Source organism: Streptomyces oceani (assembly GCF_001751245.1).
Taxonomy (GTDB): domain Bacteria; phylum Actinomycetota; class Actinomycetes; order Streptomycetales; family Streptomycetaceae; genus Streptomyces; species Streptomyces oceani.
The window spans coordinates 33,642-55,275 of record NZ_LJGU01000132.1 but is presented as its reverse complement, the minus strand read 5'-3'; the positions used below and the strand labels follow the sequence as shown (position 1 = coordinate 55,275).

General features: G+C 73.0%; 23 protein-coding genes. 13 read left to right on the top strand and 10 right to left on the bottom strand.

The window, feature by feature from the left end:
• Positions 1-1,158 (bottom strand): Cmx/CmrA family chloramphenicol efflux MFS transporter (locus AN216_RS17270; protein WP_070197583.1); only part of this gene is annotated, 1,158 nt, incomplete at its 3' end.
• A gap of 447 nt (positions 1,159-1,605) precedes the next feature.
• Between AN216_RS17270 and AN216_RS17265 the strand changes: the two genes are divergently transcribed.
• Positions 1,606-1,857: a hypothetical protein gene (locus AN216_RS17265; protein ID WP_070197582.1), complete on the top strand. Its 252-nt coding sequence runs from the start codon at positions 1,606-1,608 to the stop codon at positions 1,855-1,857.
• The gene (locus tag AN216_RS17260) at positions 1,857-2,249 is read left to right on the top strand and encodes a DNA-binding protein (protein ID WP_070197581.1); all 393 of its coding nucleotides are present in this window, start codon (positions 1,857-1,859) and stop codon (positions 2,247-2,249) included. Before AN216_RS17265 ends, AN216_RS17260 begins: the two co-directional genes overlap by 1 nt.
• A gap of 102 nt (positions 2,250-2,351) precedes the next feature.
• On the opposite strand, the gene AN216_RS17255 is transcribed toward AN216_RS17260, so the two are convergent.
• Positions 2,352-2,984: a TIGR03085 family metal-binding protein gene (locus tag AN216_RS17255; protein ID WP_070197580.1), complete on the bottom strand. Its 633-nt coding sequence runs from the start codon at positions 2,982-2,984 to the stop codon at positions 2,352-2,354.
• Positions 2,985-3,072: 88 nt separating this feature from the next.
• Positions 3,073-3,903 carry a hypothetical protein gene (locus AN216_RS28290; RefSeq protein WP_170843153.1) on the bottom strand — a complete coding sequence of 277 codons (831 nt, stop codon included), beginning with the start codon at positions 3,901-3,903 and terminating at the stop codon, positions 3,073-3,075.
• A gap of 544 nt (positions 3,904-4,447) precedes the next feature.
• On the opposite strand from AN216_RS28290, the gene hisI reads away from it, so the two are divergent.
• Entirely contained in the window at positions 4,448-4,828 is a 381-nt protein-coding gene (gene hisI / locus AN216_RS17245) for a phosphoribosyl-AMP cyclohydrolase (protein WP_070197578.1), read from the top strand.
• A 60-nt stretch (positions 4,829-4,888) separates the two neighbouring features.
• On the opposite strand, the gene AN216_RS17240 is transcribed toward hisI, so the two are convergent.
• The gene (locus AN216_RS17240) at positions 4,889-6,103 is read right to left on the bottom strand and encodes a DUF1266 domain-containing protein (protein WP_070197577.1); all 1,215 of its coding nucleotides are present in this window, start codon (positions 6,101-6,103) and stop codon (positions 4,889-4,891) included.
• 167 nt (positions 6,104-6,270) lie between these two features.
• On the opposite strand from AN216_RS17240, the gene AN216_RS17235 reads away from it, so the two are divergent.
• The 10 genes from AN216_RS17235 (at position 6,271) to lgt (ending at position 15,195) form a co-directional block, all read left to right on the top strand.
• On the top strand, positions 6,271-7,794 hold the full coding sequence (locus tag AN216_RS17235) for an anthranilate synthase component I (RefSeq protein WP_070197576.1): 1,524 nt from the start codon (positions 6,271-6,273) through the stop codon (positions 7,792-7,794).
• On the top strand, positions 7,791-8,456 hold the full coding sequence (locus AN216_RS17230; protein WP_070197575.1) for a TIGR02234 family membrane protein: 666 nt from the start codon (positions 7,791-7,793) through the stop codon (positions 8,454-8,456). Before AN216_RS17235 ends, AN216_RS17230 begins: the two co-directional genes overlap by 4 nt.
• Before the next feature lie 53 nt (positions 8,457-8,509).
• Positions 8,510-8,737, top strand: coding sequence for an HGxxPAAW family protein (locus tag AN216_RS17225; protein ID WP_070197574.1), 228 nt, complete (start codon positions 8,510-8,512; stop codon positions 8,735-8,737).
• Positions 8,738-8,936: 199 nt separating this feature from the next.
• Positions 8,937-9,347, top strand: a complete 411-nt coding sequence (locus AN216_RS17220; RefSeq protein ID WP_070197573.1) for a DUF2752 domain-containing protein — start codon at positions 8,937-8,939, stop codon at positions 9,345-9,347.
• Between the two features lie 170 nt (positions 9,348-9,517).
• On the top strand, positions 9,518-10,327 hold the full coding sequence (gene trpC / locus AN216_RS17215) for an indole-3-glycerol phosphate synthase TrpC (RefSeq protein ID WP_070197572.1): 810 nt from the start codon (positions 9,518-9,520) through the stop codon (positions 10,325-10,327).
• A 93-nt stretch (positions 10,328-10,420) separates the two neighbouring features.
• Complete coding sequence (trpM, locus tag AN216_RS17210; RefSeq protein WP_420855759.1) at positions 10,421-10,594, top strand: tryptophan biosynthesis modulator TrpM; 174 nt, start codon at positions 10,421-10,423, stop codon at positions 10,592-10,594.
• A gap of 280 nt (positions 10,595-10,874) precedes the next feature.
• Positions 10,875-12,173, top strand: coding sequence for a tryptophan synthase subunit beta (gene trpB, locus AN216_RS17205; RefSeq protein ID WP_244502511.1), 1,299 nt, complete (start codon positions 10,875-10,877; stop codon positions 12,171-12,173).
• On the top strand, positions 12,170-13,147 hold the full coding sequence (gene trpA / locus AN216_RS17200) for a tryptophan synthase subunit alpha (RefSeq protein ID WP_079166697.1): 978 nt from the start codon (positions 12,170-12,172) through the stop codon (positions 13,145-13,147). Before trpB ends, trpA begins: the two co-directional genes overlap by 4 nt.
• A gap of 95 nt (positions 13,148-13,242) precedes the next feature.
• The gene (locus AN216_RS17195; protein WP_070197571.1) at positions 13,243-13,995 is read left to right on the top strand and encodes a DsbA family protein; all 753 of its coding nucleotides are present in this window, start codon (positions 13,243-13,245) and stop codon (positions 13,993-13,995) included.
• Between the two features lie 183 nt (positions 13,996-14,178).
• Positions 14,179-15,195, top strand: a complete 1,017-nt coding sequence (gene lgt, locus AN216_RS17190) for a prolipoprotein diacylglyceryl transferase (RefSeq protein WP_070197570.1) — start codon at positions 14,179-14,181, stop codon at positions 15,193-15,195.
• Positions 15,196-15,253: 58 nt separating this feature from the next.
• Here the strand turns inward: lgt and AN216_RS17185 are convergent, their stop codons facing one another.
• From AN216_RS17185 to AN216_RS17160, 6 genes are all read right to left on the bottom strand, one after another.
• Entirely contained in the window at positions 15,254-16,069 is an 816-nt protein-coding gene (locus tag AN216_RS17185) for an HpcH/HpaI aldolase/citrate lyase family protein (RefSeq protein WP_070197652.1), read from the bottom strand.
• 89 nt (positions 16,070-16,158) lie between these two features.
• On the bottom strand, positions 16,159-17,397 hold the full coding sequence (locus tag AN216_RS17180) for a CaiB/BaiF CoA transferase family protein (RefSeq protein WP_107402022.1): 1,239 nt from the start codon (positions 17,395-17,397) through the stop codon (positions 16,159-16,161).
• A gap of 40 nt (positions 17,398-17,437) precedes the next feature.
• Positions 17,438-18,391, bottom strand: a complete 954-nt coding sequence (gene rbsK, locus AN216_RS17175) for a ribokinase (RefSeq protein ID WP_070197568.1) — start codon at positions 18,389-18,391, stop codon at positions 17,438-17,440.
• On the bottom strand, positions 18,388-19,935 hold the full coding sequence (locus AN216_RS17170) for an ADP-ribosylglycohydrolase family protein (protein ID WP_070197651.1): 1,548 nt from the start codon (positions 19,933-19,935) through the stop codon (positions 18,388-18,390). The genes rbsK and AN216_RS17170 overlap by 4 nt, the downstream gene beginning before the upstream one ends.
• Before the next feature lie 5 nt (positions 19,936-19,940).
• Positions 19,941-21,083 carry an ADP-ribosylglycohydrolase family protein gene (locus AN216_RS17165; protein WP_070197567.1) on the bottom strand — a complete coding sequence of 381 codons (1,143 nt, stop codon included), beginning with the start codon at positions 21,081-21,083 and terminating at the stop codon, positions 19,941-19,943.
• On the bottom strand, positions 21,080-21,634 hold a 555-nt coding region (locus AN216_RS17160; RefSeq protein WP_139140948.1), incomplete at its 5' end, for an ADP-ribosylglycohydrolase family protein. The genes AN216_RS17160 and AN216_RS17165, both read right to left, overlap by 4 nt.

Sequence of the window (21,634 nt, the reverse complement as noted above, 5' to 3'; positions counted from 1 at the left end):
GCGCCCGCCCGCCCGGAGCCCGCGTGCCAGTGCCGTGGCGCCGCCCGCCGCCAGTGCCGCCGCCACCAGTACGGCGCTGACCCACAGCGGCGAGCGGTAGCCGTAGCCGGTGGCGATGACCAGCCCGCCCAGCCAGGGGCCCGCCGCGGCGCCGATGTTGAAGGCCGCCGTGGACAGGCCACCGGCCAGGGTGGGCGCCTCGGCCGCCGCGTAGAGCGCCTGGGAGATCAGGGTGGACCCCACCGCGAAGGACAGCACCCCCTGCGCCAGCACCAACACGACCGTGAGCGCCGCGTTCCCCGCCACGGCCGCGAACAGCAGCCAGCCCAGCAACAGCGCCGTGCCGCCGCCGTACAGCAAGGGCATCGGCCGTACGTCGGCCAACCGGCCGCTGACGGTGACCCCGAGGAAGGAACCCACCCCGAACAGCGCCAGCAGCACCGGGACCCAGGCGGTGCCGAGCCCGGCCACCCGGGTGGCGAGCGGCGCGAGATAGGTGAAGGTGCAGAAGGTCGCGCCGTTCACCAGAGCGCCCAGGAGCAGCGTGACCGGCAGCCGGGGGCCGCGCAGTGCCCGCAGTTCCCCTCGTACGCCGGTGCCGGCGGCCGGCGGTGGCGTGTTCGGGACGGAGCGCAGAATCCCGAGGATCGCCGGCAGGGACAGCAGGGCCACCGCCCAGAACGCCGAGCGCCAGCCCCACAGTTGGCCGAGCACGGCACCAGCCGGTACGCCCGCGACGCACGCCACGGTCACTCCGCTGACCACGATCGAGGTGGCGCGGCCCTTGGCCCGCGCGCCCACCATCCCGGTGGCGGCGGTGAGGGCCACGGCCAGGAAGCCGGCGTTGGCGAGCGCACTGACGATCCGGGTCGCGAGCAGCACGGCGAAGTCGCTGGTGAGCGCGCCCGCGACGTGGGCGAGCACGAACACCGTCAGGAAGCCGGTCAGCGCGCCGCGCTGTGGCCACCGCGTGCTGAGCATCGCCAGCAGCGGCGCGCCGACGACCATGCCGACGGCGAACGCCGAGGTCAGCAACCCGGCGTCGGGTACGGACACCCGTAGGTCGGCGGCGATGTCCGGGATCAGTCCGGACAGCATGAACTCGGACGTCCCCTGGGTGAAGACGGCGAGTGCGAGCAGGTAGAGAGCAAAGGGCATGGGAGAGCTCCGCGCCTCGTGACGGATCAGAGCGCGAGCCCCCGCCCCGTCCGGCGGCATGGGCGACCAACCCCGGATCGGGCAAGGAAGCTCGCGTGAGGAAAACCCGTGATGCGTCGTGGGCACCCGGGTGGTGACACGTGTCCGTGACGGCACGGCGGTCCGGTGGCGATGCGGATGCGCGGCCGACCGCCTGCTCGGCGGCGCACGGGCGCGGCGTGGGTACGGGCGCGGCGTGGCTACGGTCAGCGGAGCCTACGGCCACGGGGGCCGTACGGCTCGGACACGCGTACCTCACGGAAAGCCACCGGTGCCGGACCGGTGGCTAGGCTCTCCAGGACTTGGGGCAGGACATGCGGGCAGGTTAGCAAGGTGTCCTCGCCGGGGCATCCGAGTTTCCGGCGCGCGGCAGGCCGAGACGGTAGTACGGCCGGTAGTATTGAGACCATGTCTGGTAGCAAGAAATACTCGGTAAGCCTTCCGGAGGGCCTCGCTGAGGCTGTCCGGGCGCAGGCTGGACGGGGTGGCTTCTCGGCCTACGTGGCGGAAGCCCTCGAGCAACGCCTCGCGATGGAGAAGCTCGCTGAGATCGTCGCGGACTTCGAAACCGATAACGATCCGTTGACCGAAGAAGAAGTGCAGGAGGCCCGGGCGCTCCTGCGGCACGAGCGACATGACGCGGGCGGTGCCGCAGCCTGATGCCCGGGACGCTGCTCTTGGACAGCGAGGGACTGTCCAAGCTCTTCCGAAAGGAGCGGTCGGTAGCCGCGTTGATCCAGGCGGCCGAACGGGAGGGAACACGGGTGGGCACGAGTGCGATGACCGTTCTCGAAGCCGACTCCGAGCGAGTTCACCCCGCTCGTATCACGTGGGTGCTCTCCCGTATCGACGTGCACGAGGTCACCCGGTGTCGGATGGACGAAGCCGCCGTTCTCCTGCGTAGCCATCGTATGCGTGGCCACAGGTACGCCATCGATGCGGTGCTTGCCGCCGTCGCCCGTGCGTCGCTCGCGCCCGTGACCGTGCTCACCTCCGATCCGGGAGATCTCGGCTTGCTGTGCGGGCCGGATGTCGTGATCGCGAAGATCTGACCCGCCAGTCGGGGCCCGTCAGCGGGTGAGCCGCCAGCCGGCGGATCGAGGTTCGTTGAGGGCCGCCGCGCTGTGGCCCGTCCGGCCCGCACCTCGCCGGCCTCACAGCCCCAGTTCCGCCTCCTGCGCGCGTACGATCGCGTCCTTGTCACCCTCGAACTCCAGCCGCGCCGAGTCCTGTCGGCCGGAGACGAACAGCAGCAGCTCCGCCGGCTCGCCGGTGGCGGTGACGACCGGCGTGCCCTTGCGGGCGACCACGGTCTGCCCGTTGGGACGCCGCAACACGAGGCCGACCGGGGACTTGCGGCCGTACATCTTGGCGGTGCTCTCCATCCGGCGCCACAGGGCGTCCGCGAAGACCGGGTCCAGGTCCCGCGCGGTCCAGTCCGGCTGGGCACGGCGTACGTCCTCGGAGTGCACGAAGAACTCGACGGTGTTCGCCGCCTCGTCCACCTGCTTGACGGAGAACGGCGACATCCGGGGCGGGCCCGTACGGATGAGCTGGATCAGCTCCTCGTACGGCTTGGCGGTGAACTCCGCCTGCACCCTGTCCAGTCGGGCGGCCAGTTGCTTCAGAAGCAGGCCGCCCGCGGCGTCACTACGGCGCTCGCGCACCACCACGTGCGCGGCGAGATCGCGGGCCTTCCACCCCTCGCACAGGGTCGGGGCCTCCGGGCCCGCGCTTTCCAGCAGGTCTGCGAGCAGTAGGCGTTCACGCTTGGCATGAGTCGACATACCGTCAGGGTACGTCGCCGGTCCGCGTTGAGCCCGGTTTGCGGGCCCGCGTCGGCGCTGCCGGCGGGGGCCCGCGGGCCGGCGCGGGTCACTCCGGCAGCGGCTCCTTGAGTTTCGGGCCGTCCTCCGCGTTGCTGAGGGTGATGGAGCAGGAGATGGTGTCCTTGCCCCGGTTCTCGTACGTGGAAAGCTGCGGGTAGATCGCGTAGAAGTAGTAGGTGCGGCCGTCCGGCGACATCTCCTTGAGCCGTTCGCTGGCATCCGCCTTGCACAGCCTCAGCACCTCCTGCTGCAGGTCCTGCTCGGTGGAGTAGTCACCGGTCAGGGTGGCGTTGGAGATGACCTCGCCGTTGTGCGGCTCCGAGCAGGAACGGATCTCGATCTTCTGTACGTCGCTGCTCAGCGCCGGATGGTCGTAGCACTGCCCGGGGTCGAGCACGACGAACGGGAACGGCTCGCTGCCGGTCGGTTGCGCGTCTGGAGCCCGTGACGCGTCCGGTGGCGCGGGCTCGTTGGGTCCGGGGGCCTCGTTGGGCGGGTCACTCGAGGGGTCGCTTCCGCTCTCGGAACCGTCCTCGGGGTCGGCGCTCTGCGAGGTGTCGTCGGACGCCTTGTCCTCCTCGTCGTCGCCTCCGCCGAGCATCAGCACGCCGCCGATCACCAGGCCCACCACCAGCACCGCGCCGACGACGGCGGCAGCGATCTTGCCACCGTTGCCGCCGCCCCCACCTCCGGGAGGCGGCGGGCCGTACGGACTCGGCGGGCCGCCCGGGGGCTGTCCGAAGCCGCCGGGCGGCGCCGGCGGTCCGTATCCGGGGGGTCCAGGCGGTTCAGGCGGGCCGAAGCCCTGCGGTGGTCCGAATCCGCTGGGGCCCGGAGCGTCGGAACCGTGCGGACCGTTCGGCGGTGGGAAGCTCATGCGCGAAAGGATGCCCCATGACACTGACGTGCGGGTCTCCGGGAGGTGTCGGAAGCACGTAACGGGACACACCTGTGACGCTGAACGCACCTTTCGTACCGTCTTGACCTGGTATGCGCCAAGCGGTTTCGGTCGGCTCCCCGCTTCTCGTACGTCCCCNCGCCGCCCCCCCCTCCGGGAGCGGGCGGGCCGTACGGACTCGGCGGGCCGCCCGGGGGCTGTCCGAAGCCGCCGGGCGGCGCCGGCGGTCCGTATCCGGGGGGTCCAGGCGGTTCAGGCGGGCCGAAGCCCTGCGGTGGTCCGAATCCGCTGGGGCCCGGAGCGTCGGAACCGTGCGGACCGTTCGGCGGTGGGAAGCTCATGCGCGAAAGGATGCCCCATGACACTGACGTGCGGGTCTCCGGGAGGTGTCGGAAGCACGTAACGGGACACACCTGTGACGCTGAACGCACCTTTCGTACCGTCTTGACCTGGTATGCGCCAAGCGGTTTCGGTCGGCTCCCCGCTTCTCGTACGTCCCCTGGCCGGCGGCAGAATGGGGAGTATGTCACAGCAGCCCTCCGCCGCCCTGGACCCCGCCGTCGCCAGCCGCCTGAACCGGAACGCCGACGGACTGGTCGCCGCCATCGCCCAGCAGTACGACACCGGTGAGGTGCTGATGCTCGGCTGGATGGACGACGAGGCGCTGCACCGCACCCTCACCACCGGTCGCTGCACGTACTGGTCGCGCAGTCGCCAGGAGTACTGGACCAAGGGGGACACCTCGGGCCACGTCCAACGCGTGCGCTCGGTGGCGCTCGACTGCGACGGCGACACCGTGCTCGTCCGGGTCGACCAGACCGGCGCGGCCTGCCACACCGGCGACCGCACCTGCTTCGACGCGCGGCCCCTCCCGCTCTCCGGCGGCGACCAGCGGGACGGTTAGGCCGGCCGGCGACCCGCTCGGCGACTCCGAGCGGTACGCGCCGCTCCGGCCGCCGAGCGCTCAGCCCTCGTCCCCGTCCTCGTTCTCGTCCTCGTCCTGAGCGAACGGGATGGTTCGCCAGGGACTCAGCGGTTCGCCCATGAGCAGTCGGTGCGGACTGAGCGCGGAGCCGTACATGTGCCCGAACGAACCGTCGTCGAAGCGCAGCGCCCGGCCCAGCGTGTATCCCGCCGAGAACTCCCCCCAGGAGTCGTACCACTCCCGGCTGCGTTCCCCCGCCTTGAGCACGGCGAACTCCGCCTGCTCCGGGGAGGCGAGCCGAGCGCCCAGCCCCCAGCGCGCGAACGGCACCGCGCGGCCGTAGTCGTAGGCCCGGGCGGAGACGACGTACTCGTCCGCCGACAACAGGCCATCGGCGCGGAACCGCGTCTCGTACCGCACGATCCGGTCGATCAACCGCTGATGAAGAGCGACCTCCTCCTCGGTCGCGCCGTTGTGCCGCAGGATTCGGGCGACCAGCGCCCGCCAGACGAAGGGGTCCTCGGTCAGCCCGGACACCCGCTCGCCGTACCGCCAGCGCACGGAGAGCAGGAACTCCGGCTCCGGAGGGCTGTTCTGCGCCCGTATCAGGGCGTCCACCTCATGCACCCAGTCGTCCTGGCTGTGTACGTCCCAGGAGTCGGAGAGCACGTCCGTGTCGGCGTCGTGGTCGTTGAAGACGTCGTCGAGGGAGTTCCACGGCACCTGGTTGTGCACGGCCAGATGGGCCCCGCAGGCGAGGGCGTGCGCCAGCGGGCCCTGGCGTGGGCCGGTGTACTGCGTGATCACCGCGTCGTCGTCGTGCCCGGGGCGCAGCGCGTCCTTCCGCAGCCGGCTCCAGTGCTCCTCGAGCTTGCGCAGGTCGGGGAAGACGGCTTCGGTGGGCGTACCGGGATTGACGATCACGCCGTGCAGCGGTTCCCCCAGCCGGATCTCGGGGTTGATCGGTAGCGGAATCACCTGCGGTACGACCTCGGGCCGCCGGGGCAGCAGCTCGCCCCGGGTGTGCAGCGGGACGTACGCGCGTCCGTCCGGCATGTGGTGCAGCGGCCAGTCGCTCGTCGCGCCGTGCTTCTCGGCGCCGTCCACCAGGACGTAGGCCAGTACGTCGGTGCTCAGCAACACCAGGAGGTAACCGTCCCAGTCGCCCCTGGACTTGGCCTCCGCCAGTACCCGTTCGAGATCCGTCGGTGGCACCCAGCCGGGATGCGGCATGCCTGGTTCCGGTATCGCCATGCGGGGGATCGTACCGATCCAACTCCCACCCCGACCGCGGCACTTGTCCCCACCATCCCGGGCCCGTCCCGGCCGCGGGACGGATCAGGGCTCAGCGAGCGGCGCCGAGTAGGCCGACGCTCGCTGACTCGACAGGAAGGGCGCGCAACCTTGAGTAGGGTCGCCCCATGACGACTCCGGACCTCCACACCTTCCGTACGCTGGCGAAGGACCGCCGGGTCATCCCGGTCACCCGGCGGCTGTTGGCGGACGGCGACACCCCGATCGGCCTGTACCGCAAGCTCGCCGGCGAGCGGCCCGGGACCTTCCTGCTGGAGTCCGCGGAGAACGGCCGTACGTGGTCGCGGTACTCCTTCATCGGGGTCCGCAGTTCCGCCGCCCTCACGGTCCGGGAGGGGGAGGCGCACTGGCTGGGCACCCCGCCGGTCGGCGTACCCACCGACGGGGACCCGCTGGTGGCCCTGCGGGAGACCGTGGCGGCCCTGCATACCCCGCGTGACCTGCACGAGTCCGGAGAGCTGCCGCCGTTCACCGGCGGCATGGTGGGCTATCTCGGCTACGACGTCGTCCGGCGGCTGGAGCACCTCGAGGACCGCGCCCGGGACGACCTGCGGGTGCCGGAGCTGACCATGCTGCTCGCCTCCGACCTGGCCGTGCTCGACCACCGGGACGGCACGGTGCTGCTGATCGCCAACGCCATCAACCACAACGACCTGGCCACGGGCGTCGACGAGGCGCACGCCGACGCCGTGGCCCGGCTGGAGGCGATGACCGCGGACCTGAGCCGATCCGCCCCGCCGACGGTCGCGCAGCTTCCGCCCTCGGAGCTGCCGGACTTCACCGCCCGCACCGGCGCCGCCGCGTACCAGGCCACCGTCGAGGACATCCGAGAGCGTATCCACGCCGGTGAGGCCTTCCAGGTGGTCCCCTCTCAGCGGTACGAGACGCCCTGCGCCGCCGGCGCGCTCCAGGTCTACCGGGCGCTGCGCACCACCAACCCGAGCCCGTACATGTACCTCTTCCGGTTCGAGGACGAGCGGGGCGGCTTCGACGTGGTCGGCTCCAGCCCGGAGGCGCTCACCCGGGTCGAGGACGGCCAGGCACTGCTGCACCCGATCGCGGGCACCCGGCCGCGTGGCGCGACGCCGCGGGAGGACGCCGAGCTGGCCGAGGAGCTGCTGGCCGACGAGAAGGAACGCGCGGAGCACCTGATGCTCGTCGACCTGGGGCGGAACGATCTGGGGCGGGTGTGCGAACCGGGCAGCGTGGAGGTCGTGGACTTCATGTCCGTGGAGCGCTACAGCCACGTCATGCACATCGTGTCCACCATCACCGGCCAACTGGCCGAGGACCGTACGGCCTTCGACGCGCTCACCGCCTGCTTCCCGGCCGGCACCCTCTCCGGGGCGCCGAAGCCACGCGCGCTGCGGATCATCGAGGAAGTGGAGCCCACCCGGCGCGGGGTCTACGGCGGTTGCGTCGGCTATCTCGACTTCGCGGGGGACGCCGACACCGCCATCGCGATCCGTACGGCGGTGTTGCGGGACGGCACCGCCTACGTGCAGGCCGGCGCCGGCGTCGTGGCCGACTCGGACCCGGTCGCGGAGGACACCGAGTGCCGCAACAAGGCCGCGGCGGTGTTGAGGGCGGTCCACGCGGCCGAACGGCTCGGCGGTAGCGTGGGGGCGTGACTTCCGAGCCTGCCACCGAACCGTCCCGCGCGCCTCGGCGCGCGCTCGCGCTGGCCCTGCTGGCCGGTGCGCTGGGCGCGGCCCTGGTGCTGGTGTCCGCGGGCCAGGTGTGGAGCGAGAGCAGCGTCCGCTTCGCACAGGGCTCGGTACCGCTGCGGGCCGAGGGCGGTGACATCAGCGGCCTGCCCAGCGCACTCGCCCTCGTCGGACTGGCCGCGCTGGTCGCCGTCTTCGCGGTACGCCGAACCACCCGGGTGGTGGTCTCCGCGCTGCTCACGCTGAGTGGCGCGGGCACCGTGGCGATCGCGCTCTTCGCGACCAACAGCACCGAAGCGCTCGAGGAGCAGGCCGCGGAGACCAGCGGGTTGGCCGGAAGCGACATCGGAGCGGTCAGCCACAGCCTGTGGCCGTACGTCTCCGTGGCCGGCGGGGCGCTGTTGCTGTTGGCCGGCGTGCTGGCACTGCGGTACGGGCGGCGGTGGCCCTCGATGTCCGGCAGCGCACGGTACGAGCGCAGCCCCCGCCCGTCCTCCCGCGCCCGGAACACGGCGCCGACGGTCGACCCGGACCGGCCGGAGGACCTGTGGAAGGCACTCGACCGGGGCGAGGACCCGACGTACGACACCCCTGGGATCGGGACGGGCCGGCACCAGGGACAATGAGTCGTGCGGGCGGGTATGCCCGCGCAGTTGAGGTTGAGGGACGAGGAGTAGCAATGGCCGCCAGTCATCACGGAAACACCCCGGCCGCCTGGACAGCGGTCATCATCATGTTCGTCGGGTTCTGCGTCGGGGGAGTGTTCACCGTGGCGGCCCAGCCGCTCGGGGTGTTGGCCGGTGGGCTGGTGATCGCCGTGGGCGCGGTGGTCGGTTGGGCCATGCGCGCGGCCGGGATGGGACAGCCCAAGGGGCACGGCAAGCCGCAGCGGATGATGGGCGCGTAGGTCGCCGCTGGCCTAGGCGCGCGATTCGTACGACACCACCTCGGGCGCGCTGGTCAGCCTGCGGGGCGGGGGGAATGCTGGAGACGTGACTCCACGAGAACGTCCACCGCGTCCGCGCCCGCGCCGGCATTCGCCGTATCCCGGTCCCTGGCGTTCGCTGCCGCGGTCCCCCGGCGGTTCGCCGGCCGCGGGCGACCGGGTGTCCACCCGTGGTCGGGCGGCGCGGCTCGTCGCCCCGCTCGCGGCGCTGCTGGCCGCCTCGGCGGCGTTCGCCTTCGTGGGTCTCGTCGATCCGAACGAGCCGGGGCACTATCCCGTCTGCCCGCTGCTGCGGTTCACCGGTCTCTACTGTCCCGGCTGTGGCGGGCTGCGTACGGCGCACGCGGTGGCGACGGCGGACCTGGGCGCGGCCTTGAGCGCCAACGCGGTGGCGGTGCTGGGGTTCGTGGCGGCCGGCGCCCTGTGGCTGCGGTGGGTGTTGCCGGCCTGGCGCGGGGGGCCCGTGCCGCCGTGGCCGTTGCGGGCCGCGCACTGGTGGGCGCTCGGCGCGGCAGTCGCGGTGTTCTCGGTGATCCGGAACCTGCCGTTCGGGGCGGCCTTGGCTCCCTGAGTCGATGACTGGAGCATTGGCTGAAAAACGCCCCCGACTTTCTGGGGTTCTGTCCAGTATGTGGAACTTTTAGAATCGGATGCGGAGGCTCCGCCGGCGGCCGGATACCATCAGGGTGCCTGACCGAACCCATGCTCTCAGCCACGAAGGCACGAAGGGGGGCCGCTCGCGTGAGTGTGCTCGACGAGATCATCGAAGGCGTCCGCGTGGACCTTGCCGAGCGGCAGGCGCGTGTCAGCCTCGAGGACCTCAAGCAGCGCGCCGCCAGCGCCCCACCGGCCCGGGACGGGATCGCGGCGCTCAAGGGTGAGAGTGTCCGGGTCATCTGCGAGGTGAAGCGTTCCAGCCCGTCCAAGGGGGCGCTCGCGGCCATCGCCGACCCGTCCGCGCTCGCGGTCGACTACGAGGCCGGCGGTGGCGCCGTGCTGTCGGTGCTCACCGAGGAGCGTCGGTTCGGCGGCTCGCTCGCGGACCTGGAAGCGGTTCGCGCCAAGGTCGACATCCCCGTGCTGCGCAAGGACTTCATCTTCAGCTCGTACCAGCTGTGGGAAGCCCGTGCCCACGGCGCGGACCTCGCCCTGCTGATCGTCGCCGCGCTGGGCCAGGAAGCGCTGGTCTCGCTGATCGAGCGCGCGGAGTCGATCGGACTCACGCCGCTGGTCGAGGTGCACGACGAGGAGGAGGCCGAGCGGGCGCTGGACGCCGGGGCGAAGGTCATCGGGATCAACGCCCGGAACCTCAAAACGCTCGAGGTGGACCGGGACAACTTCGAGCGGATCGCCCCGCAGATCCCCGGACACCTCGTCAGGGTCGCCGAGTCGGGCGTGCGCGGACCACACGACCTGATCGCCTACGCCAACGCCGGAGCCGACGCCGTCCTGGTCGGCGAGTCCCTGGTGACCGGTCGAGACCCGCGGTCGGCCGTCGCCGATCTGGTCGCCGCCGGCGCGCACCCCGCCCTCCGGCACGGACGTGGCTGAACGATGAGCACGTCCGCCCGCCGGCCCCTGGACCCTCGCGACGAGGTCGTGATCGTCCACGCCGGGCACGTCCGCTCGGGCTTCCGGGCGCCCGTGCGCGACCCGTACGCCGCACTGCGGCCCGGCTGCCGACCGCGCGGCTGTCGCGCGCCCGCGCGGCGGGTGCACGGTCGCCGGGTGCGTTACCACATCGGCTGCGAGCCGGGACAGGTCAGCGGTCGCCGATGGTCGGTGACCCCGAAGCGCCGCGGCACGGCGGCCCGCTGAGCCATCCTGTCGGCTGACCGCCGGGGACGCGCCCGGCGCGTGCCCACACGTCGTCACATTGACACATGAGTACGTCCGTACGCGGGCACGGGACCCCCGCCGCGGGCCGGTCGCCCCACGCCGGCGCGGCTGGCCGTACGAGCCGTGCCGTCCGCGTGTCCCGTGCCGTTCGCCTCGGGCCGGCCCGGGACGCCGCCGTACCAGCACGGCTGGCTGTCCGTGCCGCCGCCGTGCGCGAAATCGAGTCACCCTGTCCGCGCAACTGTTAGGAGCACCCCAGATGTCTGGTTTCTTCCTTCCCGACCCCGAGGGGCGGGTGCCCACCGAAGCGGGCTACTTCGGCGGGTTCGGCGGGAAGTTCATCCCCGAGGCGTTGGTCGCCGCCGTCGACGAGGTCGCGACGGAGTACGCCGAGGCCAAACGCGACCCCTCGTTCGCCGCCGAACTGGAGGACCTGCTGGTCCACTACACCGGCCGGCCCAGCCCACTGACCGAGGTGCCGCGCTTCGCCGAACACGCGGGTGGCGCGCGGATCTTCCTCAAGCGTGAGGACCTGAACCACACCGGCTCACACAAGATCAACAACGTGCTGGGCCAGGCCCTGCTCACCGCCCGGATGGGCAAGACCCGGGTCATCGCCGAGACCGGCGCCGGCCAGCACGGTGTCGCCACCGCGACCGCCTGCGCGCTCTTCGGACTCGACTGCACCATCTACATGGGCGAGGTCGACACCGAGCGCCAGGCCCTGAACGTCGCCCGGATGCGGATGCTGGGTGCCGAGGTCATCCCGGTCGCCTCCGGCAGCCGTACCCTCAAGGACGCGATCAATGAAGCCTTCCGGGACTGGGTGGCCAACGTCGACCACACGCACTACCTCTTCGGCACGGTCGCCGGCCCGCATCCCTTCCCACTCCTGGTGCGGGACTTCCATCGGGTGATCGGGGTCGAGGCGCGCCGCCAGGTCCTGGAGCGTACGGGCCGGCTGCCGGACGCGGTCGCCGCCTGCGTGGGCGGCGGGTCCAACGCGATCGGCCTGTTCCACGCCTTCCTCCCGGACGAGGGCGTGCGGCTGGTGGGGCTGGAGGCCGCCGGGCACGGAGTGGACTCCGGCAAGCACGCCGCGACCCTGACCGCGGGCGAGTCCGGGGTGCTGCACGGCTCGCGGTCGTACGTCCTGCAGGACGAGGAGGGGCAGATCACCGAGCCGTACTCGATCTCGGCCGGGCTGGACTACCCGGGTATCGGGCCGGAGCACGCGTACCTGCTGGAGTCGGGGCGCGGCGAGTACCGGCCGATCACCGACGACGAGAGCATGCGCGCGTTGCGGCTGCTGGCTCGTACGGAGGGGATCATCCCGGCCATCGAGAGCGCGCACGCGCTGGCCGGCGCCCTGGACCTGGGGCGGGAGCTGGGGCCGGACGGGCTGATCGTGGTCAACCTCTCCGGGCGCGGCGACAAGGACATGGACACCGCGGCCCGCTACTTCGGGCTGTACGACGGCGCCGAGGAGCAGCCCGGCGGCCGCACCGCCGGGACCGGGCGGTCCGGGGCCCAGGACGACGAAGGAGCGGACGCATGACGGAGCGGATCGAGCAGCCCGTGGCGCACGACACGACGCACGGCGCGGCCCGGGACGGGGCCAAGGGCGGTGCCCAGAACCCGGCCCAGGAGACGCCGCAGCGCAGTCCGCAGGACACGCAGCCCGGCACCGGGCACCCCCTCGGCAACGCCGAGGCACTGCGCGGCACCCTGGCCAGGGCGAGGAACGAGGGACGGGCCGCCCTCATCGGCTATCTCCCCGCCGGATTCCCCACGGTCGACGGCGGCATCCGCGCCTGCACGACGCTGTTGGAGAGCGGCTGCGACATCGTGGAGGTCGGGCTTCCGCACAGCGACCCGGTGTTGGACGGGCCGGTCATCCAGAGCGCGGACACCATCGCACTGGGCGGCGGCGTACGTATCGCGGACGTCATCCGCACGGTGCGCGAGGCGCACGCGGCCACCGGCGCGCCGGTGCTGTGCATGACGTACTGGAACCCGGTCGACCGCTACGGCGTGGAGCGGTTCGCCGCCGAGCTGGCCGCGGCGGGAGGCGCCGGCTGCATCCTGCCGGACCTGCCGGTCGAGGAGTCCGAGGGCTGGCGGCAGGCGGCCGAACGGCACGGACTGGCCACGGTGTTCGTGGTCGCCCCGGCCAGCCGGGACGAGCGGCTGGCGCGGATCACCCGGGCGGGCAGCGGTTTCGTCTACGCCGCCTCGCTGATGGGCGTGACCGGCACCCGGGAGTCGGTCGGTCGGGAGGCCGCCGAACTGGTGCGCCGCACCCGGGCGGTGACGGAGTTGCCGGTGTGCGTGGGGCTGGGCGTGTCCACCGCCGCGCAGGCCGCGGAGGTGGCGGCCTTCGCGGACGGCGTGATCGTCGGCTCGGCGTTCGTCAAGCGGCTCCTGGAGGCCCGGGACGACCTGGACGCCGGGCTGGCCGAGGTGCGCGAACTCGCGGGCGAGTTGGCGCACGGCGTACGGACCGCCGCCCGGGAGGCGCCCGCGGGGTAGGCGCGCACGCGCTCCGGGCGCCGGGGTCATCATTTCGGGGGAAGAACGGCCGTGGGCCCGCGCGAGCGCGGCCCCCGGCTCGTTCCCAGGGTGTGATGAGTCAGAGTGATAGCGCGGAGAACCGCACGGCCCGGGAGCGGCTGTGGGCGGAGCAGGAACGGCAGCAGAACAGCCGCAAGCGGTACCGGACGCTGAAGGTGGCCGGCGCCATGATCGCCGTACTCTCGCTGGTCGGGGTCGGTGGTTTCGTGGCGGCGAACCAGGACGCGGGCGGCGGTGGCGACGCCGCTGAGGCGAAGCCCATCGCCCAGGGTGACCCGAAGGGTCAGGGGGCGGCGACCCTGACGATCTACGAGGACTTCCGCTGCCCGGCCTGCAAGCAGTTCGAGGAGGGCTTCCGGGACACCATCGAGCAGCTGCGGCGGGACGGGAAGCTGCGCACCGAATACCACCTCGTCACCATCATCGACGACAACATGGGCGGCAACGGCTCGACGTACGCCGCCAACGCCGCCGCCTGCGCGCAGGACGAGGGCCGGTTCCAGGAGTACCACGACCTGCTGTTCAGCAAGCAGCCCGCGGAACAGGACGACGCGTACGGCGACAAGGGGCGGTTGCTCGACCTGGCTGGTCAGGTGGAGGGGCTGGACAGCGCGAGGTTCCGCGCCTGCGTGGAGAAGGGCGAGCACGCCTCCTGGGTGGAGCGCTCCAACGACGCCTTCCTGAAGTCCGGGCACAACGCCACCCCGACCGTGCTGTTGGACGGCGAGAACATCTACGCCGACCAGGACGAGCCGCTGACCCCGGAGAAGCTGCGGGAGCTGGTCGAGGAGAAGGCGAAGGCGTAGGGGCGGGCGTGGGCGTACGCCGCGTACGACGGACCAGACGGGCGGGAGCGGAAGGCGGCTGCGAAGGACCAGCTGGTCAGGGACGCGTATCGGGGTCGTACGGCCCTGGTGGCGGCCGTCCTGGGAACGAGTCACGGGTGGAGTGCCCACGACGGCGCTCGGCACGGTAGCGTCTGAGGGGCCATGAACACCCTTGCCTTCATTCCCAGCCCCTCGGCCGGCGAGATCTATCTCGGTCCGGTGCCGCTGCGTGGCTACGCGCTCTGCATCATCCTCGGTGTCTTCCTCGCCGTCTGGCTCGGCGGCAGGCGGTGGGTCGCCCGAGGCGGCCAGGCCGGCACCGTGGCCGACATCGCGGTGTGGGCGGTGCCGTTCGGACTGGTCGGCGGCCGGCTCTACCACGTGATCACGGACTACCAGCTGTACTTCGGCGAGGGGCGGAACTGGGTTGACGCCTTCCGCATCTGGGACGGCGGACTCGGGATCTGGGGCGCGGTGGCGCTCGGTGCCGTCGGCGCGTGGATCGGCTGTCGCCGTCGCGGCATCCCGCTGCCGGCCTGGGCGGACGCCCTCGCTCCCGGCCTCGCGCTGGCCCAGGCCGTCGGCCGCTGGGGGAACTGGTTCAACCAGGAGTTGTACGGCCGAGCCACCGACCTGCCGTGGGCGGTGGAGATCGCGCCGGGGAACCGTCCGCTGGAGTCTCCGGACCTGGCGACGTACCACCCGACGTTCCTCTACGAGTCGTTGTGGTGCCTCGGGGCCGCCGCGCTGATCATGTGGGCGGACCGGCGTTTCCGGATGGGCCACGGCCGGGTGTTCGCGCTGTACGTCGCGGTCTACACGGTCGGCCGGTTCTGGATCGAGTACCTCCGGATCGACGACGCGCACGAGGTCCTGGGGCTGCGCCTGAACAACTGGACCTCCGTCGTGGTCTTCCTGGGCGCGGTCGCGTACATCGTGGTCTCCCACCGGCGCGCTCCCGGGCGTGAGAAGGTCGTCGAACCGGCCGCCCTCGAGTCGGCGGAGGCGGCGGACACCGACCCGACCGCCGCCAAGGACGCCTCCGCGAGAAGCGCCTCCGCGAAGGGCACACCCTCCGGGGAGGACGCGTCAGCCGACGTCGCGTCCGACGCGGACGACGACACCAGGGCGGACCGGTCCACGGCGGACGGCACTCGCCGGACCACGAAGAAGGCCTGACACCGACCGGGCGGGCGAGGCCGGCGCTCCCAACGCCTCGCCGCCCGTTCCGCACGCCTCAGCGTCGCCGGGCGAGCGCCAGCGTGCGCCGTGCGCCCGCCACCACCGCGGCGTCCACGAAGGTGCCGTCCGGCAGCGCGGCCGCGCCCGTGCTGCCGGTGCCCGCTCCCAGGATCGCCTCGGCGTTCGCCACCTCCCGCTCGGTCGGCAGGAACGCCCGCTCGATGACCGGCAACTGCCGGGGGTGGATCGCGCAGCGGCCGACGAATCCCAGCGCACGCCCCTCGGCGCAGGAGCGGGCGAGGCCCTCGGCGTCGCGTACGTCCGGATAGACCGACTGGGCCGGCGGGGCCAGCCCGGCGGCCTGCGCGGCGACCACCACCCGTCCGCGTGGCCAGGCCAGCCCGGCGTCGTCGGTGACCCCGAGCGCGGCGCGCAGGTCCGCCTCGCCGAGCGCGAGGCCGTGCACGGCCGGATGGGCGGTGGCGATGGCGAAGGCGTTCTCGATGCCGAGCGCCGACTCCAGCAGCGCGTACAGCGGCGGTACGTCGGGTAGGCCGCTGCCGGCGGTCCACCGTACGACCCGGGTGAGCGCCGCCGCACTGTCCACCTTGGGCAGCCGCAGCCCGCTCAGACCCGGCAGTCCCGCCAGGGCCCGGGTGTCGGCGGCGGCGAGCGGCCCGTCCAGACCGTTGATCCGGACGTGGACCGGAACGGGACCCGGCGCCGGCTCGCTGAGCAGCTCAGCCGTCGCGTCTCGGGCGTACCCCTTGCGCTCCGGGGAGACGGCGTCCTCCAGGTCGACCAGCACGATGTCCGCGCCGGAGCGCAGCGCCTTGGCCACCACCTCGGGCCGGTCTCCCGGCACGTACAGCCAGGTGAGCGGGACCGTTGCGCTGGGCCCGGCGCCTTGCGGCCCGGTGGCTGGTTCCCCGCGCGCCTCTCCGCCGTCCAGTACGCCGTTCAAAGCGCCCCCTCCTCACGCAGCCCGGCGATGTCCCGCTCGTCCAGGCCCAGTTCGGTCAGCACCGTGTCGGTGTCCGCGCCGTGCGGTCGGCCGGCCCAGCGGATCGCGCCGGGCGTCTCAGAGAGGCGGAAGAGGACGTTCTGCATCCGTAGGGTGCCCAGCTCCTCGTCCTCGACCTGGGTGATCGAGTCGAGTGCCTGGTACTGCTCGTTCTCCATCACCTCGCGGATGTCGCTGATCGGAGCCACCGCGGCTTCAGCCTCCTCGAAGGCGGCCACCACCTCGGTCCGGTCACGTTGGGCGATCCAGCCGCCGACCGCCTCGTCCAGCTCGTCGGCGTGCGCGGCCCGCCCCGCGCCGGTGGCGAACCACGGTTCCTCGGTCAACTCCGGCCGGCCCACCAGGCGCATGACACGCTCCGCGATGGACTGCGCGGAGGTGGACACTGCCAGCCAACTGCCGTCCGCGGTGCGGTAGGTGTTGCGCGGCGCGTTGTTCGCCGAGCGGTTTCCGGTGCGCGGCTGGACGTAGCCCAGCTGGTCGTACCAGATCGGCTGCGGACCCAGGACCGTCAGCATCGGCTCGATGATCGCCATGTCCACCACCTGTCCGCGTCCGCTCTCCCGTCGGTGGTGGAGCGCGGTCATCACGGCGTACGCGGTGGACAGTGCCGCCACCGAGTCGGCGAGGCCGAACGGCGGCAGGGTGGGCGGCCCGTCCGGCTCCCCGGTGACCGCCGCGAAGCCGCTCATCGCCTCGGCCAGGGTGCCGAAGCCCGCCCGGCGCGCGTACGGCCCGAACTGGCCGAAGCCGGTGACCCGCGCCAGCACCAGCCGCGGGTTCACGGCGGAGAGCTCCTCCCAGCCCAGGTCCCACTTCTCCAGGGTGCCGGGGCGGAAGTTCTCGACGATCACATCGCTCTGGGCGGCCATCCGCAGCAGTACGTCCCGGCCGCCCGGGGTGGACAGGTCGAGGGTGACGTTCCGCTTGTTCCGGCCCAGCAGTTTCCACCACAGGCCGACGCCGTCCTTGGCGGGGCCGTGGCCGCGGGATGGGTCGGGCCGTTCGGGGTGCTCGACCTTGATCACCTCGGCGCCGAAGTCGCCGAGCATGGTGGCGGCGAGCGGTCCGGCGAAGAGGGTAGCCAGGTCCAGCACCCGTAGCCCCCGGAGCGGGGTGGTGGCGGCCGGGACGGCGGTGGGGTCGGAGCGAGCGGGTTCGGGCGACGGAGCCATGTCGTTCATCAGGGCCGGGCTTTCGTGAGATGGCGCGGGGTCAGTCGGTTTCGGCGGGAGTGGCGGAGGCCGGCGTGGCGGTGGAGGCGTCGATCTCCTCGCGGTGGGGCATCGCGGCGGAGGCGCCCCGGCGTTGTACGGACAGCGCGGAGGCGGCCGAGGCCCAGGCGAGCGCCGCGGGCATGGTCCGACCCTCGCCGGCGGCGACGGCGAGCGCTCCCACGAAGGTGTCGCCCGCCGCGGTGGTGTCCTCGGCGGTTACCTTCCGCGCGGGTACGTAAACCGGTTCGGCACCCCGTGTCGCGTACAGGCTGCCGGCCGCGCCGAGGGTCACCACCACCTCGGGCACCGTGGTCAGCAGCTCGGCCGCGGCCTCGGCCGGGTCGGACCGGCCGGTGAGTGCCGCCGCCTCGTGCTCGTTCGGCACGAGCAGGTCGGTGGCGGCGAGGATCTCCGCCGGCAGCGGCTGGGCCGGGGCTGGGGTGAGCACCACCCGTACGCCGTGCGCCCGCGCGGCCCGGGCGGCGGCGAGCACCCCGGGCAGTGGGATCTCCAACTGGAGCAGGAGCAGGTCCGTCGCCGCGAGACGCTGCTCGTCGCCGGCCGACAGCCCGGTCACGGTGCCGTTCGCCCCGGGCACCACGATGATGGAGTTGCTTCCCTGGCCGTCCACCACGATGTGCGCGATACCGCTGGCCTCGTCACAGGTGCGCAGGCCGGAGGTGTCCACCCCCGACTCGGCCAGCGAGGTGCGCAGCTGCGGTCCGAAGGCGTCCGCGCCCACGGCGCCGATCATGGTGACCGCGCCGCCGGCCCGCGCCGCGGCGACGGCCTGGTTGGCGCCCTTGCCGCCGGGGACCGTGCGGAAGGCGCTGCCGGTGACGGTCTCCCCGAGTCGCGGAGCGGTGGGGACGTACGCCACCAGGTCCATGTTGGCGCTGCCGAACACGGCGATCCGGGGAGCCGTGGGCGGCGGGGTGGGGTGGCTGGTCACGTGTCACTCCTCGGGTCGATGGTGGCCCCCTCGGGTCGGCCCGTACGCGCGGTGCTGTCCGTACGCGCGCCGCTGCCGCTCCGGGCGAGGGCCGCCGTACGCTCCGCCAGCCGGTCGAAACCGATGCCGTCGAAGTCGCCGACGGTGCTGGCCAGCCGTCCGGCCAACGGCGCGATCCAGCGCTCCGGCAGGGCGTCCGGGTGCCCCGCGAGCAGCCCGGTCACGGAGCCCGCGGTGGCGCCGTTCGAGTCGGTGTCCCAACCCCCCGAGACGGTGCGGCAGATGGCGCCGGTGAAGTCGCCGTCGGAGTGTGTGAGCGCGGCGGCGAGCAGGGCGGCGTTCGGCAGGACGTGCACCCAGTGGTGCGCGCCGTACCGCTCGTGCAGCGCGTCCACCACCGTGGCGAAGCCCGCCGCGTCGCCGGCCGGTTCGGCGCGTGCCAGCTCGATGCCGGTGCGTACGGCCGTCGCGTACCGGGAGCGCGCGGGGACGACGCTCAGCCCGGCGCGTAGACAGCCGTGCACGTCGGTACGGCCGCCGGCGGCCTCGGCCACCAGGGCGGCGGCGAACATGGCGCCGTACACGCCGTTTCCGGAGTGCGTCAGGGTGGCGTCCCGCCAGGCCGCCTCGGCCGCGGCGGCCGGGTCGCCGGGGCGGGTCCAGCCGAAGACGTCGGCTCGGATCTGCGCGCCGATCCACTCGCGGAAGGGGTTGTGCCGTCGTGCGGTCTCCGGCGGCTCGACGCCCGCTAGCAGGTTGCGGTAGGCGACGCGTTCCGCGGTGAAGGTGCGGCCGGCCGGCAGTTCGTCCAGCCACAGCTGGGCGACGTCGGCGGTACGGAAGCCGGGCCCGTGCCGCTCCAGCAGCAACAGACCGAGGAGCGGGTAGTTGAGGTCGTCGTCCTCCGGGGCGCCGTCGATGTTCTCGGCCAGTGAGGTGGCGCGGCTGCGGCGGTTCCACGGCCAGCGCTCGGCGACCTCGGCCGGCAGCCCGACCTCGGTGAACCAGTCGTTCAGCGGCCAGTTGCCGGTTGCCTGGGCGATCTCCCGGATGCCGGCCAGCGGCAGCTTCTCCACCGGCTTGCCCAGCACGCAGCCGGCCGCCCGGCCGAGCCAGCCGGCCTCCAGCCGGGCGGCCGGCTCCGTACGAGGCGTACCGCCGGGAGCCGCTTCACCAGGGGCCGCCCGGTCCGACTCCGGCCAGTTCGGGCAGCCGGCCCGCAGCAGGTCCAGCTCGGTGGGCTCGTCCCCGGCCAACGGGGAGGGCAGCGCGGCCAGTTCGTCCAGCAGCTCGCCGGCCAGCGCGCGCAGCTCGGGACCCGCGGCCGGCGCGGACGTACCGGCCCGTGCCGGCGCGGGGGCGCCACCGGCCGCCTGCCAGCGGCGTCGTACGGCGGTGGCGTCCCGGCCGTCCTCGTCCGCCTGCCGCAGCTCGTGACCCACCAGGTCTTCGGGCTGCACCCAGCTCAGCCGCAGCGGCGCCGCGTCCTCGTCCGCGGACGACGCCCCATCCGGTCGTTCCGTCTGCTCCGGTCGCCGCGTCATCGCGATCACAGCCCCGCGATCGCCGAGAAGGCGGCCTCGTGCCGCGCCCTGCGACCCTGGTCCAGGGTGAAGACCTCCCGGGTGACGTCCGCCAGGGACGCCGCGGGAGCGTGCAGGTCGAGCTTGCTGGCCCGGGCCACCTCGTCGCTCCATTCCGCCGGTACGGCACCGGCTCCGCGCAGCGCGCCCACGAGGGCGCCGCTCATGGTGGCGATGGAATCGCAGTCCCGGCCGTAGTTCACCGACCCGAGCACGGTGTGCCGGTAGTCCTCGTCACCGACCAGCAGCATCCCGAGCGCCACCGGGAGTTCCTCGATGGCGTGTAGCCGGGACGGCCGCCGGGCGCCGAGGGACGGGGCGCGGTACTCCGGACCGACCGTGTCGAAGGGCGCGACCGCCTCCCGCAACGGCCGCAGCGCGCTCTCGAAGTCGTCGTGCCGCTCGGCCTCCGCGCAGACCGCCTCGATGGCGTCCCGGGTGCCGTCCTTCGCCAGCGACAGCGCAGCCTCCACCACCGAGCGCGCCGTCGCCCCGGGGCAGTGTGCCGCCGCGACGGCCGCCGCGAACACCCCGGCCGCCTCTCGCCCGTACGAGGACTGGTGGGCGCCGGCGACGTCCAGCGCCTCGGCGTACGCGGCGGCGGGATGACCGGCGTTGACCGCGCCGACCGGCGCCATGTACATCGCCGCGCCGCAGTTGACGATGTTGCCGACGCCCGCCTCGCGCGGGTCGTTGTGCCCGTAGTGCAGCCGCGCCACGATCCACTTCTCGGCGAGGAAGATCCGCTGCAGCGGGAGCGCCTCGGCCTCCAGCTCCGGAATCCAGCGAGGGTTCCCCATCAGATCCGGCACCAGGTGTTCGGCGACGGAGTACGCGTCCAGGTGGTCCCGGACCCGTTCGTAGACCCGGATCAGCGCGTGCGTCATCAGGGTGTCGTCGGTGACGTGCCCGTCGCCCTTGTGGTACGGAGCGATCGGCCGGGCGGTGCGCCACTCCTCGTAGAACGGGCCGACGACGCCCGTCACCCGGCCGCCGTGCCGCTCCACGATCTGCTCCGGCGACCAGCCCTCCACCGGCCCGCCGAGCGCGTCGCCGACGGCGGCTCCGACGAGGCAGCCGGTCGTACGGTCCTCCAGGGTGAGCGTCATCGGATTCCTTCCGGGGTGGTGTGGGTGGGCAGGGGGAGATCGGTACGGCTGAGCTGTGCGGCGAGTTCGACGAGATCCGTGCCGGCCAGCCGGGGCAGCGCGCAGCCGGAGAGGACGCGGCAGGCCGTACGCCAGCTGTCGGGCAGTTCACCGACACCGCCCAGCGCGCCGGTGAGCGCGCCCGCGAGGGCCGGGGCGGAGTCGGCGACCCGGGACAGGCAGGCGGCGGCGGGCACCGCCTCGGCGATCCGGCCGGCACCGGCGACCGTCACCGCGAGCGCGACCGGCACGGTCTCCGCCGCGGCGATGCCGTAGCTGTAGATGTGGTCGACGATCTCGTGTTCCAGGGACGGGACCAGCGCGAAGGCGTTGCCCGGCTGGCCGGGTCGGTCCGCGACGGCGACTCGGGCCAGGGCGACGGCGTGCTCCGCGTTGCGGCGGATCTCCGTGTCGGCCGGTAGTTGGGCGAGCGCCGCCGCGACGGAGTCGTCCACGGACGCGCCGCCCAGCCCGGCCGCGACGGCCGCCGCGAGGGCGCGCGCGCCGTACAC